Origin of the sequence: Paraburkholderia piptadeniae (assembly GCF_900007165.1) — a bacterium.
GTDB lineage: Bacteria > Pseudomonadota > Gammaproteobacteria > Burkholderiales > Burkholderiaceae > Paraburkholderia > Paraburkholderia piptadeniae.
This window is the reverse complement of record NZ_CYGY02000030.1, coordinates 1-12,660: the sequence shown is the minus strand read 5'-3', so window position 1 is coordinate 12,660 and position 12,660 is coordinate 1. Positions and strand designations below refer to the sequence as shown.

Below are 12,660 nucleotides of genomic sequence, written 5' to 3'. Positions count from 1 at the left end.
GCTCCTTCGTCGTGCGGCGCGCGAGCGCACCGCGTCAGGTCAATGCAGAGTCAATCCAGGCAGGGCTTGCCGGCGGGCAAGAAGCGTCCGCGTCCGGCAGTCGTTGTCACGAGCTTGCCGTCCTCGACGAGCACCTCGCCGCGCGAGAGGCAATGGCGCGGCCAGCCCGTCACCTCGATGCCCTCATAGGGCGTGTAATCGACAGCGTGATGCAGCGATGCATTGCCGATCTTCACGCGCTTTTCCGGGTCCCATACGACGATATCGGCATCCGCGCCCACTGCAATCGTGCCCTTGCGCGGGTAGAGACCATAGAGCTTCGCCGGACGCAGCGAGGTCAGCTCGACGAACTGGTGCAGCGAGAGCCGCCCTTGCCGCACGCCGTCGAATAGCAGCGGCAGACGCGTTTCGAGTCCGGGAATGCCGTTCGGTATGTGATCGAACGAGACCTGCTTGCCGCCGGGCTTCTTGCCTTGCGGATCGTCGTAGGAGAAGGGCGCGTGATCCGACGACACAATCGAGAACACGCCCTGGCGCAGTGCTCTCCACACTGCCTGCTGGTTCGCCGGATCGCGCGGCGGAGGACTGCACACGCACTTCGCGCCCTCGTACTCGCCGCAGCCCAGATCGGCAGCCGTGAGGTACATGTACTGCGGACAGGTCTCGGCGAGAATCGGCAGGCCGCGCGACTGGCCCCAGCGAATCTGCTCGATGGCGTCGGCACCCGACACATGCACAATGAGAATCGGCACGTCGACTAGTTCCGCGAATGCGATCGCGCGATGCGTGGCCTCGCGTTCGACGACGGCGGGCCGCGCATGCGCGTGAAAGTGCGGCGCCTGATGCCCGTTTCCGAGCAGCCGCTCGGTCAGCCAGCCGATGCAGTCCGAGTTCTCCGCATGAACCATCACGAGCGCGCCGTGTTGCCTCGCGACCGAGAGCACGTCGAGCATCTCGCGATCGTTGAGCTTGAGATCGTCGTAGGTCATGTAGACCTTGAACGATGTGTAGCCGTCGGCGATGAGGCGCGGCAGCTCTTCGGCGAGTACATGCGGCGTCGGATCGGCGACGATCAGATGAAAGCCGTAATCGATCAGCGCACGACCTTCGGCGCGCCGGTGATAGTCGTCCACTGCGGCCTGCAACGTCTGTCCCTTGTGCTGCGCGGCGAACGGGATCACCGTGGTCGTGCCGCCGCAGACCGCCGAGCGCGTGCCCGTGAAAAAGTCATCGGCCATGCGCAAGCCGTCGGGCATCGGCTGATCGAGATGGCAGTGCCCGTCCACGCCGCCCGGCAGCACCAGCATTCCGCTCGCGTCGAGTTCGCGCGGCGCGCGCGGCAGACCTTGCCCGAGCATCGCCACGCGACCGTCGCGAATGCCGATGTCGCACGAAAACCGGTCCGACGCAGTGACGACGTCGGCGTGACGGATCACGAAATCGAGATCGTTCGACATGGCCGTTTCCTTAGATCACTTCGCTGAACAGGCGCCCCCAGCCAGCCACGCGGCGGGTGTCGTAATCGGCGAGTTGCAGCGACTTCCATACGACTGTCGAGATCGTGTCGTAAATCGGAATGCCCGTTTCTTCTTCGAGCTCGGGGACGAGATGCGCGGCCTTCAGGTTCGTGCAAAAGATCGAGATCGCGCGCGGCTTCGATTCGGCCACTTCGCGCACCATGCGACGGATTTCGTCGGGCGTCACCTCGGAGAACGAGAAGTTCACCTTCAGGTTCAGATGCCGCTCGGCGATGCAGTGCAAGTTCTCGCCGCGGTAATTGGCGACGATCTTCTCCTGCACGTCGTCGAGATACGGTGTGACGAGACCGAATTCGTTTGCACGGGTCTTCTTGAGGATCTCGTTCAGGGCGAGCACCGATGTGGTCGCGGGAATGCCCGTCGCCTCCGTGATGCGCCGGCACAACCGCTCGTCGGCTTCGAAGCCAAGCCATCCGGACGACGTGCCGTTCCAGGCGATCACGTCGACTTTCGCGTCGGCGAGCAGTTGCGCCGCTTGCAGGATCTTCGAATCGTCGAACTGGCCGAGTGCGTGATCGGCGAGCGAAATCTCCGTGACGGGAAAGCGGGCGAAGTGCGCGGAGACGTCAGGCAGGCTGGACACCATCGCGCTCGTCAGCGGTTCGAGCGACGTGTTGGAAGAAGGCGTGAGCATGCCGAGCAAGGTACGTTTTTTCATCGTGGTATCTCCGATGTGATGAATGTGAGTCGAAGCAATAAGGCGGAAGCAATACGTCGAGCGCAAGGGCCCGTCAGACAGGAATCTTCTTTTCGTAATCGATTGCGCTCGAGCACAGCAGCAGACCGATGCCGGCCGCTGCGAAGAACATCAGCGCGAGGAAGTACGAGTGAGTGAACTGCACGATCGCGCCGACGATGATCGGCACCGTGATGCCGCCGATATTGCCGCCGAGATTCATGAAGCCGCCGAGAAAGCCGATCTTGTTGCGCGTGCCGAGCGACGACGGAATGCACCAGTAGAGTCCGCACCAGCGCAGGAAGAAGAGCGTTGTCGAGAGCAGGGCGACCACGACAACCGGATTGGTGACGTAAGCGACCGAGAAGATCGATGCAGTGGCAACCAGCGCCGCGATGCCGAACAACGTGCGCATCACGACGTTGGGACGGCCGCCCGCGGCCTTCCACTTGTCGGCGATCCAGCCGCCGATCAGCTCGCCGATGAAGCCGCTGAAAAAGATGATGAAGCTCGATCCGCCCATCTGCTTGATGTCGAAGCCGTGGACCATGTGCAGGTAGTTCGGCATCCACGTGAGCAGGCCGTAGAACACGCTGTTGAAGCACATCCAGCCGAAAAACATGCCCCACACCGAGCGGTACTTGAGGAAGTCGCGCGTGCGTCCGGAGAGCGACGGCGGTTCGAGCGCCGCGTCGCGCGCATGCGATTCGTCGATGTACGCAGCCTCCTGTTCGTTCACGCCCGGATGTTCGCGCGGCGTATTGCGCACATAGAACCACGCGAGAATGCCGGCGAGCACGGTGCCGACGCCTGCCACCGCGAACGCGAGCCGCCACGAGCCAAGCACTGCGATAAGCCCGGTGATCAGGATCGCGCCTAACGCTGCGCCGAGCGGCGCGCCGCCGTCGAGCAGCGTTGCGCCGCGGCCGCGTTCCGTCTGCGTCATCCAGATGGCGTTGAGCTTGCCGCCCGCGGGGTAGATCGGCGCTTCAGATGCGCCGAGGCCGAGACGCGTCAGCAACAGGCTCGGCGCGTTCGTGCACATCGCGGCGATGGCCTGGAAGAAGCCCCAGAAGACGGTGGCCGAAGCGATGACGATGCGCGGCTTGAAGCGGTCGGCGAGCATGCCGCCCGGAATCTGCATGACCGCATAGGTCCAGAAGAACGAGCTGAGGATGAGTCCCTCCATCGCGGGACCGATATCGAACTCCTTCGAAATGAGCGGCATGGCAACCGACAGCGACGCGCGGTCGATGTAGTTGATCGCGATGAGGCTGAGCATGACGACGAAAATCTTCCAGCGGACGGTGGACTTACCCACCGCCATTGCGGCTACACCGGATGTTGAAGACATGAGCGGCTCCTGAGATAGGCGGGTGTTTTCGTGACGTCGCGCAACGTAGGGCAGAGTATAGGATTAGGAATTTATAATTACAAATGAGATAAGTAATTGATATAAAACGATTCATGTAAAAATTCAGGGTATGTCCCAGGATCGTGTTAAGCTTGCGCTACGATGAATCAGGCGAACGGAACCCCTCTTTTGTTGCGCACCCGCGGCATGGCTGCGGAGATCGCCGCGCGTCTGCGCGTGATGATCGACGAGGGCGAATTGCCGCCCGGCGCGCGCATCGACGAGAAGGAACTGAGCACGGCGTTCGACGTGTCGAAGACGCCGTTGCGCGAGGCGCTCAAGGTGCTGGTATCGGAAGGGCGGGTGACGCATCGGCAGTACATCGGCTATCGCGTCGCGCCGATCGATCTCGACGACCTCGCCAGCACGTTCGAGATGCTTCACGGACTGGAAGCGATGGCGGGGGAGCTTTTGCGCCAGCGCGTGAGCCTGGCACAGGTGGCAGCCATCGCGGCGAAGCATCGGCGCATGGTCGACTGTCACAACGCCGGCAAGCGGCTCGAGTATTTCCGGCTCAATCAGCAGATCCACCAGATGATCGTCGATGCAGCCGGCAATCCTGTACTGACGAATGTGTACGCGTCGTTGATGTCGAAGGTGCATCGCGCGCGCGGCGCGGCCAACGCCGATACGTTGCGCTGGGCCGAGTCGCTCGGAGAACACGAGGCGATTCTTGCCGCGCTGGAAGATCCCGATCACGCGAACCTGCCGCAAATATTGCGCGAGCATTCCGAGAATACCGCTCGCGAAGTGCTGGCCGTTTTAAATCGCACGCGCGGCGATGCCGCTTCGGCCCGGGAAGCGAGCGCTTTGGAGGCCGCGGGCAAGAACGAAGAAGTTGCCCAGTCTGATCAGTCTTGACGGACGCTTGACGATTGCGTCCAAAACAAACGGGTTTAGAAACGCTCGCAAGGATATCGATGCGACGGGCGCCGCAAATCGGTTTGGTGCCTGAAGCGATATCTGCGGCGGAAAGTCAAAGCGCAATCTCTACAGCGGCAATACGCTGATCGATTCTTCGACACAAACGATGTGCGCACCGCGCACAGCGGGGAAGAAGCGCTTCAGATCGCCGTTGCCTTCGAACCGCAGGTCGTGTTTCTCGATCTTGGTCTGCCGGGGATCAGCGGCTACGACGTCGCGCGCCGGTTGAGGGAACGACAGGCAGCGGGTCAATGCCTCGAAATCATTGCCGTGTCGGGTTATGGGCAGCCCGAGGACCAGGCGCTCGATAATGGCCGGCTGCGACAGTCACCTGGTCAAGCCCGTCAAGATCGAGGCGCCGGTCGCGATCGTTGCGCGCATCGCCAGCAATAGTGATTGAGCGCATCTCGGGCCTCAGGTACCCGCCATCTCGCTTGTCGTGAACACGGGCGCCTTGCCGGTCTGATGACGCGAGCGGCCCGAACTCAGATACTCGGCAATCGAGTCTTGCGTGACTTCGCCGACGTATACGCCGTCTGCATCGAGTACCGGCATCCACGACGTGCGGAACTGGTACATCTTCGAGAGCACGATGCGCAGGTTGTCGCCGTCGGACACGGTGGCCGGGAATTCGGCCAGCTTGTCCGCACACACGCCTTCGGCATTGCGCGCGGCGCGGCGCGTGACGAAGCCTTGGGCATGGAAGGTTTCGTCCACCACGGTCAGATAGCGGAAGTCGTGTTCGTCCATCGTCGTGAACGCCTCTGAGAGCGGCGTGTCGGGACGCGCGGTCTCCGGCGTCGTCGCAGCATCGCCGGCCTTCACCAGTAACAGGCGTTTCAACGTGCTGTCCGCGCCGACGAACTGACCGACGAAGTCGTCGCGCGGATGCGCGAGCAGTGTGTCCGGATGGTCGTACTGCACGAGCTTGCCGCGCCGGAAAACGGCCACGCGATCGCCGAGCTTGATCGCCTCATCTATGTCATGGCTCACCATGATCACGGTCTTCTTCAGTTGCCGCTGCATCTGAAAGAACTCGTTCTGAATCGTCTCGCGGTTGATCGGATCGACTGCCCCGAACGGCTCGTCCATCAGAAGCACGGGCGGGTCCGCCGCGAGCGCGCGAATCACGCCGATACGCTGCTGCTGCCCGCCCGACAACTCGCGCGGATAGCGCTTCAGATACTGCTTCGGATCGAGCGCGACCATCGACATCAGTTCGGTCGCGCGCTCCGCGCAGCGCTTCTTGTCCCATCCGAGCAGGCGTGGCACGACGGTGATGTTTTCCTCGATCGTCATGTTCGGGAACAGACCGATCTGCTGGATTACGTAGCCGATATGACGGCGCAGGTCAGTTTCGTTCAGCTCGCCGGTGTCCTCGCCGTTGATCAGCACGCGGCCCGAGGTCGGCTCGATCAGCCGGTTGATCATCTTGAGCGTGGTGGTCTTGCCGCAGCCTGACGGTCCGAGAAACACGCAGATTTCGCCCTCGTCCACCTCGAGGCTGACAGAATCGACGGCGTGCACGTGCTGGCCGTTTTTCTGCGTAAAAGTCTTGGTCAACTGGTCGAGTTCGATCATGTTTCCTGTACTCCCTTCGGTGTCAGTACGCGCTGCAACAGTTGCAGCAGCAAGTCGGCGACGATCGCCAGGATGCTCACGAGCACCGCGCCCACCAGCAGCTTCATCATGCTGCTCTGGCTGATCGCGCGCAGAATCAGCGAGCCGAGGCCGCCCGCGCCGATCACCGCGGCAATCGTCATCACGCCGATGTTCATCACGACGGCGGTGCGCACGCCGCCCAGGATCACCGGCACGGCGAGCGGAAGCTCCACGAGCCGCAGGCGCTGCCAGCGCGTCATGCCGATGCCGATGCCCGCTTCCTTGATGCTCGCCTCGACGTTATGCAGCGCGAGATAGGTATTGCGCATGATCGGCAGCAGCGAATAGAGAAATACGGCGGTGATCGCCGGCACGGCGCCGATACCCTCACCGAAGCGCGAAAAGACCGGGATCATCAGGCCGAACAACGCGATCGACGGCAGCGTGAGGATCACCGTCGCGATGCCCAGCAGCGGCGCGGCAAGCCATTCCCAGCGGCTCATCAGAATGCCGAGCGGCACGCCGGCGATGATTGCGCAGCCGACCGCGAGGCTCACGAGCCACGCATGCTGCAGCGTGAGTTGAAGCAGTTCAGGCCAGTTCGCCGACAGATAGTCGAACAGGTTCATCGTTCCTCCGTTGTTACGGCAGTTGATGCGCGCGCAGGAATTCGGCCGCGACCGCCTGCACCGACTTGCCGTCTATATCGACCTGCTTGTCCATGTCGAGGACCACATCGTTGTTCAATAGCGCCGACAGTGCGTTCAGTTGTTCCGCGAGCTTCGGGTTCTGTTGAAGGATCGGCGCGCGTACCACGGGGGTCGCGTTGTACGGCGGAAAGAAGTGCTTGTCGTCCTCGAGCGGCACGATGCCGAAGCCCTTCACGCGGCCGTCCGTCGTGTAGACGAGGCCGATCGCGATCTGGTTGTTGTGGAGCGCCGTGTAGACGAGGCCGGGGTCCATCTGGCGCGTTTCCTTGCGTGTGAAGTGCATGTCGTAAGCGGCTTCGAGCGGCTTCAGGCCGTCTGGACGATTCGCGAATTCCGCGTCCATGCCGAACACGTGACGCATGCCTTTCGGGTCGCTCTTCATCTTCGCGGCCAGTTGCGAGATCGTGCGGATGCCGGTTTTCCTGGCCGCTTCCGCGGGCAGTGCGAGCGCATACGTGTCGTTCATCGGCGACTTGTTCAGCCACACGAGGCCGCGCTTCGCATCGAGCTCTTTCACGCGCTGGTACATCTCATCGGGCGTCATCTTTTCCGTGAGCTTGTCGTAGACGAGCGCCGCCGTGCCGGTGTACTCCCACGTCAGGTCGATCTGGTTGTTCTCCTGCGCGCTGCGCAGCAGCACGCTGCCGAGGCCCGTGCGCGTTTCTATCGTGTAGCCGCGCGAGCGCAGATACTGCGCCGTGAGTTCGACGAGCACGTATTGCTCGGTGAAGTTCTTGCCGCCGATGACGATCTTCGCACCCCACACGGGCATGCTCAGACACGCGGCGGCACAACCTGCGATGAGCAGTGTGACGATGCGGTTCAGTCGATCAGCAATGAGTCGCGTCATGCCGCCACCCCTTTGCGCGTGAGCCACACGCGGCTGAGTGTCGAGACGATCGCATCGAGCAGCAGCGCGAGAATGGCCGTGGCGGCCGCGCCCAGAAGCAGCATCTGGTTGTTGTTGAGGTTGATGCCGGGAAAGATCAGCGTGCCCAGGCTGTCCGCGCCGATCAGATATGCAAGCGGTGCTGTGCCTACATTGATCGCGAGCGCGGTGCGAATGCCGCCGACGACGATCGGCATTGAGTTGGGCAGCTCGACTCGCAACAATGATTGCGTATTCGTCATGCCGAGCCCGCGCGCCGCTTCGAGCAGTGCGGGCGCGACGCCTTTAATGCCCACATACGCGTTTCGTGTGATCGGCAGGAGCGACGCGAAGAACAACGCGACGATGGCGGGCACGTCGCCGATGCCGAAGATGCCGAGCGCGATCGCCAGCACGGCGAGCGACGGCACCGTGTTGCCGATGTTGAAGATCTGCATGAACGCTTCGGCCTGGCGCGCCATTGACGGCCGGCTCAGCAGCACGCCCATCGGCACGCCGACGAGGATCGCAAGCACCATCGAATAACCCACCAGTATCAGATGCCGGATCGCGTAGTAGGCGAGGTCGTCCGAGTACTGGCGATAAGTGTCGGGCTCGATCGCCCGTGTGAGAAACACGACGATGAGCACGACGAAGATCAGGCTGCCCGCGAAACGGACAGTACGTCGGGTAGGCAAGATGGCCTCCTTTTTTCTGGCTGAAGCGGAACCTGTGTCCGCTGTGGACGCATCCGGCAGAGCGCGCAGTCCATTCGGGTGGTGACGGCTCAGGCCGGTGACGAAGGCGGCAACATCGGCGGCACGGAGGCGACCGGACGCTGCATACGATCAGGCCGATGGCCTGCCTGCTCGTTGAACAGGGAACGCGCTCATGGCGACGTTCCGCGGATTTCAGGTGTGGTTGTTGGCTTCCCTTGTATTGCTGTGGACTCAAGTGCTCCGTGATGGGCACCGGGAGGGATTCAGCAAGCAGCGTGCCTGGCTGCGCTGGCGTTCTCGAAAAGGAAGCCGGTATTTCTAACAATCATTCCCTAATTAAATGCAATATCCATCCCTAATTAAACGGCAATTAATAAGGGACCGATAAAGAATAAAATTCCGATAGATGGCGACAGAACCTTTTTTACGTCATATATAAACGTTTTCTTCGTAACATCAAGTTACATTGCGCGGAAATATTCCTCCATATCCTCAAATAGACGAAAAAAATCTCTTCTACGCAGATTAATCAGAAGATTCGACTTATTTAAATTTTCGCCCTAATGCGCGGCCTTTCCGTTGCCGAAAACCAGGAATTAATTGCACGTATTGCGACCACTAAGGCAGTAATTACCGATTAATCGATTGACTCCCGCTCGGCATTTCGCACGAGGGTCAAGGGCAAATAGTTCGGTATCCGAAGTAAATGCATCGGTCGTCACTCGTCCGCATGTGCCGCTGTAACCACCGTTCCTTTTTTAGCCGTTTTCGGCAGGGACCATTTCCATGATTAATCGACGTAAATTTCTAGGCCGCGTGGCGGCGCTTGGTGGCAGCTACGTGCTCAGCGCATGCGGCGGCGCATCCGATTTCGGCACGGGCGACACCGCTACGGCCAAAGCGGCCAAAGCAGCCAGAGCGGCAGCGGCATCCACCAACGGGACAACGATTCCGCCCGCCAACTCGATCATCGACAACCAGGGCGCCGTCTGGACGCTGGTTGGCGGTTCCGTCTACAAGAATGGGGTCAAGGCCAACAACAACTACAACGTGTCGTTGGTGCTGTGGTATGGCGGCGGCGTCTATCACCAGGGATCGGGCGGGCAGTTCTACGGATGGAACGGCTCCACGTGGATCGCATGCAACGATCCGCGGCTCGGCGGTACTTCTGCCGATGGCACGACGATTCCGTCCGCCTCGTACATCATCGACAAGCTCGGCAATGTGTGGACCGTCGTGAACGGCGTCATCTATCGGAATAACAACACTGTCGGCAATACCTACAACGTTTCGCTGCTGCTGTGGTACGGGAGCAAGATCTGGCATCGCGGCACGGGTGGACAGTTCTATGTTCTTACGGACGCGAGCACCTGGTTGCCGTGCAGCGATCCTCGCATCGTGTCGGCGGCGACGGCTGGCACGTTCTACGGCATCAACGGACACTACGACTATCGCTACACGCCCGACCAGATCGTGTCGATCATGAAGAGCATGGGATGCTCGACGTACCGCGTCGGTTGCATTGACGACCCGGTATCGCTAGGCGCAGTCGTCGAGTTGGCCAAGGCCTTCCAGGCAGCGGGGCTGACGTTGTTCGTGCTCGTCAATTTCGGCATCCACGAATCCCCCGGCGTCATGTTCTCGAGCGAATCGGCTGCCTATAACCGCACACGCGCTGGCGCGGCCACTGTCGCAGCCGCGCTCGCACCATGGGGCGTCACGATGTACGAGTGCGGCAACGAGCTGACGCGGGAAAGCGAGATCATCCTCGACTCGACCACTGCGGGATCGAAAGCAGTCGACTTCAACAACGCGAACTGGCCGATCATGCGCGGCGCGATGCGCGGCATGATCGACGGCGTGAAGTCGGTGCAGCCCACGGCCAAATGCGGCGTCAACTTTTGCGTGGCCGACGTCGGCGCGTCCGACGCACTGTGGGACGGCATGCAGCCGGACGGCACGGGCGGCTATCCGCAAGTGCGCTGGGACATGACGACGTGGCACAACTACGAAGTCTACGGCGACATCTTCAACCTCGGCACCGATGGAGCGGGTCCGGGTTTCGATCTGCCGACCTACTGCAAGGCTCGCTACGGCGTGCCATTCCTGATCACGGAATGGAACACCGGGCCGGAAAGCACGGAGGCGTATCGCGCGAACTACATCAGCACGCAGTTCGCGAACTACTATCGCGCGCGAAAGTCGAAGGACATCCAGTCCGTGATGTATTACGTGCTCGACAGCGGAGATACGACTTACGGCCTGATGATCGACGGAGCCGTGGTGGCTCAGCCCTATAACGCATTTACTGCGTTCGTCGCCGGCAACCCTGACGTCTGATGGACTAGTCGCTTCCTGCAGGCCCAGAGGCGTCAAGAAACGCGTCTGGGCCAAGGCTTTCCGCACCATCTCTATGTCGCCCGCTAACTCGGCAAACGCAAGATCGCGTTCATCGGCGTTGGCTGCCTTCCGCCATTCAACGCTTCCCGGCCGATCACGCATCCTTCAGCTTCCTACGGCATTGCCAATAAAGCCCCGTTGGTCAATCGTCAAAGAACGGGACTAGAAGAACGGAAGGCGCGCTCCCTTGCTGTCATATAATTCTCGCTCGACCGCCGCCGCTTCTTTTATGTCCCTGCTCGAAAGTCATTCCGCCATTGCAGCGCCGGCTTTGCTCGTCGTGTCGCTTGCGACGGCGAGCTTGTTCGCATTAAAACTTTCGTTCTTCCGGTCAGCGATCGACTGCGAAATCGCTTCTCGAAAGAAAAAATCGAAGCTGTCAAAGTCGCTGATCCACAATGATGCGTGAGCCACGTATGCACGAAAGCTCAATCCGCCAAGGCTCGCGGATCACAGTGAAAGAACAGTGACGCGTGCCGTGAAGCATGAAGTCCCCAACTCGACGGGATCACGAATGCAAACACCCAGTGCAACTGTCCCGATCTCGCTCGTCAACGGCTTTCTTGAGGCCGCCGGCGCGCGCGTCGACGTCACGCATCGCTATCTCCACGAGGCGGGCATCACGCCCGCACTACTCGGCAAGCGAGGCGCCCGCGTGACCGAGGAGCAGTTCTCCACGCTGTATCGCATGCTCGCGATCGAACTGGACGACGAAATGCCGGGCATCTTTAGTCGTCCGCTGCGCAGCGGCACATTGAAGTTTCTTTGCCTCAGCCTTCTGGATGCGCCAAACCTCGAAACGGCGCTGCACCGCTTCGGCCAGTTTTTTCATATCGTGCTCGACGACTTTCGTCTGGAATCGCGCCGCAGCGAACTGATGGCTCAGGTCGAACTGCGCCCGAGTCCCGCGTACGGGAACATCGGACCGCTCGGCCAGGAGTTGACGCTCAAGCTTGCGCACGGTGTCTCGTCGTGGCTCGTCGGCCAGAAAATACCGCTGCTGCAAGTCGATTTCGCGTGTCCGCAACCACCGCATGCCGTCGATCACCGCTACTTCTTTTCAGGTCCCATTCGCTTCGGCTGTGATGCCACGCTGATGCGCTTCAGCGCGGCCTTTCTCGACATGCCGATCCGCCAGCGCAAACGCAATTTGCGCAAGTTTCTCGCGCGCTCTCCGGGCGAGTGGATTTTCGAGTCGTTCAGCGAGCAACTTGTCAGTCATCGCGTTCGCCAATATCTGGCGGGCGACCTGCCCGACTTGCCGACGATCGAGCAGGCCGCGAAAAATCTCCATTGCTCGGTCCGCACACTGTGCAGGCGCCTTTCCTCCGAAGAGACGACCTTTCAGATGCTCAAGGACGAACTGCGGCGCGACATCGCGATCCAGCGGCTGACGGAGACACAGGACTCGATCGCCGTCATTGCAGGCGACATCGGCTTCGACGATCCAAGCGCTTTTCATCGCGCGTTCCGCCACTGGACGGGCAGCACGCCCGGCACCTACCGACGGCCCGTCGAAGCTGGGTGAAAACCCTCGGGCGGGCACGGGCGCGCCCGCTCGTCGTGGCCTGATTTGTCAGTGCGTGGGCAGGTTTGGACAGCTTGTGCACGGCATATAGCGGTACGATCGTTTGCATCGTCACCGCCTGGCCATTTCCTTTCGGGCGCCGTGGCAGCTATCCATCGACCGCTTGATTGGACGAATCACCATGAGCTACACCGCCCCCGTCAAAGACATGCTTTTCGTGCTCAGCGAGCTGAGCGGCATCGAAGACATTGCAAAGTTGCCCGGCTTCGAAGAAGCCGGCC

Annotated in this window: 12 protein-coding genes and 1 pseudogene; 6 read left to right on the top strand and 7 right to left on the bottom strand. The window is 61.1% G+C overall.

What is annotated here, in order from left to right:
- Positions 1–50: 50 nt before the first annotated feature.
- The 3 genes from hydA to BN2476_RS14830 all read right to left on the bottom strand — a co-directional run bounded on the left by hydA (position 51) and on the right by BN2476_RS14830 (position 3,568).
- Positions 51–1,457, bottom strand: coding sequence for a dihydropyrimidinase (gene hydA / locus BN2476_RS14840; protein WP_087734936.1), 1,407 nt, complete (start codon positions 1,455–1,457; stop codon positions 51–53).
- Between the two features lie 10 nt (positions 1,458–1,467).
- Positions 1,468–2,196 carry a maleate cis-trans isomerase family protein gene (locus tag BN2476_RS14835; RefSeq protein ID WP_087734935.1) on the bottom strand — a complete coding sequence of 243 codons (729 nt, stop codon included), beginning with the start codon at positions 2,194–2,196 and terminating at the stop codon, positions 1,468–1,470.
- 73 nt (positions 2,197–2,269) lie between these two features.
- Entirely contained in the window at positions 2,270–3,568 is a 1,299-nt protein-coding gene (locus BN2476_RS14830) for an MFS transporter (protein ID WP_087734934.1), read from the bottom strand.
- Between the two features lie 207 nt (positions 3,569–3,775).
- Between BN2476_RS14830 and BN2476_RS14825 the strand changes: the two genes are divergently transcribed.
- Together BN2476_RS14825 and BN2476_RS48200 are read left to right on the top strand one after the other, a co-directional pair.
- Positions 3,776–4,489 carry a GntR family transcriptional regulator gene (locus BN2476_RS14825; RefSeq protein ID WP_087734933.1) on the top strand — a complete coding sequence of 238 codons (714 nt, stop codon included), beginning with the start codon at positions 3,776–3,778 and terminating at the stop codon, positions 4,487–4,489.
- Positions 4,490–4,660: 171 nt separating this feature from the next.
- Positions 4,661–4,789: pseudogene (locus tag BN2476_RS48200) on the top strand (response regulator); the annotation flags it as partial.
- A gap of 177 nt (positions 4,790–4,966) precedes the next feature.
- Here the strand turns inward: BN2476_RS48200 and BN2476_RS14815 are convergent.
- The 4 genes from BN2476_RS14815 to BN2476_RS14800 are packed head-to-tail and all read right to left on the bottom strand — an operon-like array spanning position 4,967 to position 8,430.
- Positions 4,967–6,133, bottom strand: a complete 1,167-nt coding sequence (locus BN2476_RS14815; protein ID WP_087734932.1) for an osmoprotectant ABC transporter ATP-binding protein OsmV — start codon at positions 6,131–6,133, stop codon at positions 4,967–4,969.
- Positions 6,130–6,783, bottom strand: a complete 654-nt coding sequence (locus BN2476_RS14810; RefSeq protein ID WP_087734931.1) for an ABC transporter permease — start codon at positions 6,781–6,783, stop codon at positions 6,130–6,132. Before BN2476_RS14810 ends, BN2476_RS14815 begins: the two co-directional genes overlap by 4 nt.
- 13 nt (positions 6,784–6,796) lie before the next feature.
- Complete coding sequence (locus BN2476_RS14805) at positions 6,797–7,714, bottom strand: glycine betaine ABC transporter substrate-binding protein (RefSeq protein WP_087734930.1); 918 nt, start codon at positions 7,712–7,714, stop codon at positions 6,797–6,799.
- Positions 7,711–8,430, bottom strand: a complete 720-nt coding sequence (locus BN2476_RS14800; RefSeq protein WP_328590292.1) for an ABC transporter permease — start codon at positions 8,428–8,430, stop codon at positions 7,711–7,713. Before BN2476_RS14800 ends, BN2476_RS14805 begins: the two co-directional genes overlap by 4 nt.
- Positions 8,431–9,237: 807 nt before the next feature.
- Between BN2476_RS14800 and BN2476_RS14795 the strand changes: the two genes are divergently transcribed.
- The 4 genes from BN2476_RS14795 to BN2476_RS14785 all read left to right on the top strand — a co-directional run.
- Complete coding sequence (locus tag BN2476_RS14795; RefSeq protein WP_087734929.1) at positions 9,238–10,791, top strand: hypothetical protein; 1,554 nt, start codon at positions 9,238–9,240, stop codon at positions 10,789–10,791.
- A 289-nt stretch (positions 10,792–11,080) separates the two neighbouring features.
- The gene (locus BN2476_RS45500; RefSeq protein ID WP_143810969.1) at positions 11,081–11,260 is read left to right on the top strand and encodes a hypothetical protein; all 180 of its coding nucleotides are present in this window, start codon (positions 11,081–11,083) and stop codon (positions 11,258–11,260) included.
- A 105-nt stretch (positions 11,261–11,365) separates the two neighbouring features.
- The gene (locus tag BN2476_RS14790; protein ID WP_087734928.1) at positions 11,366–12,379 is read left to right on the top strand and encodes an AraC family transcriptional regulator; all 1,014 of its coding nucleotides are present in this window, start codon (positions 11,366–11,368) and stop codon (positions 12,377–12,379) included.
- A 181-nt stretch (positions 12,380–12,560) separates the two neighbouring features.
- Positions 12,561–12,660: acyl-CoA dehydrogenase N-terminal domain-containing protein (locus BN2476_RS14785; protein ID WP_143810968.1), on the top strand; the 100-nt coding region annotated here is incomplete at its 3' end.

Bases quoted from the DNA above. Each gene is read 5' to 3' on its own strand.
- BN2476_RS14815 (WP_087734932.1), bottom strand. From the start codon at position 6,133: ATGATCGAACTCGACCAGTTGACCAAGACTTTTACGCAGAAAAACGGC.
- BN2476_RS14830 (WP_087734934.1), bottom strand. From the start codon at position 3,568: ATGTCTTCAACATCCGGTGTAGCCGCAATGGCGGTGGGTAAGTCCACC.
- BN2476_RS14810 (WP_087734931.1), bottom strand. From the start codon at position 6,783: ATGAACCTGTTCGACTATCTGTCGGCGAACTGGCCTGAACTGCTTCAA.
- BN2476_RS14825 (WP_087734933.1), top strand. From the start codon at position 3,776: ATGGCTGCGGAGATCGCCGCGCGTCTGCGCGTGATGATCGACGAGGGC.
- BN2476_RS14795 (WP_087734929.1), top strand. From the start codon at position 9,238: ATGATTAATCGACGTAAATTTCTAGGCCGCGTGGCGGCGCTTGGTGGC.
- BN2476_RS45500 (WP_143810969.1), top strand. From the start codon at position 11,081: ATGTCCCTGCTCGAAAGTCATTCCGCCATTGCAGCGCCGGCTTTGCTC.
- BN2476_RS14790 (WP_087734928.1), top strand. From the start codon at position 11,366: ATGCAAACACCCAGTGCAACTGTCCCGATCTCGCTCGTCAACGGCTTT.
- BN2476_RS14835 (WP_087734935.1), bottom strand. From the start codon at position 2,196: ATGAAAAAACGTACCTTGCTCGGCATGCTCACGCCTTCTTCCAACACG.
- hydA (WP_087734936.1), bottom strand. From the start codon at position 1,457: ATGTCGAACGATCTCGATTTCGTGATCCGTCACGCCGACGTCGTCACT.
- BN2476_RS14805 (WP_087734930.1), bottom strand. From the start codon at position 7,714: ATGACGCGACTCATTGCTGATCGACTGAACCGCATCGTCACACTGCTC.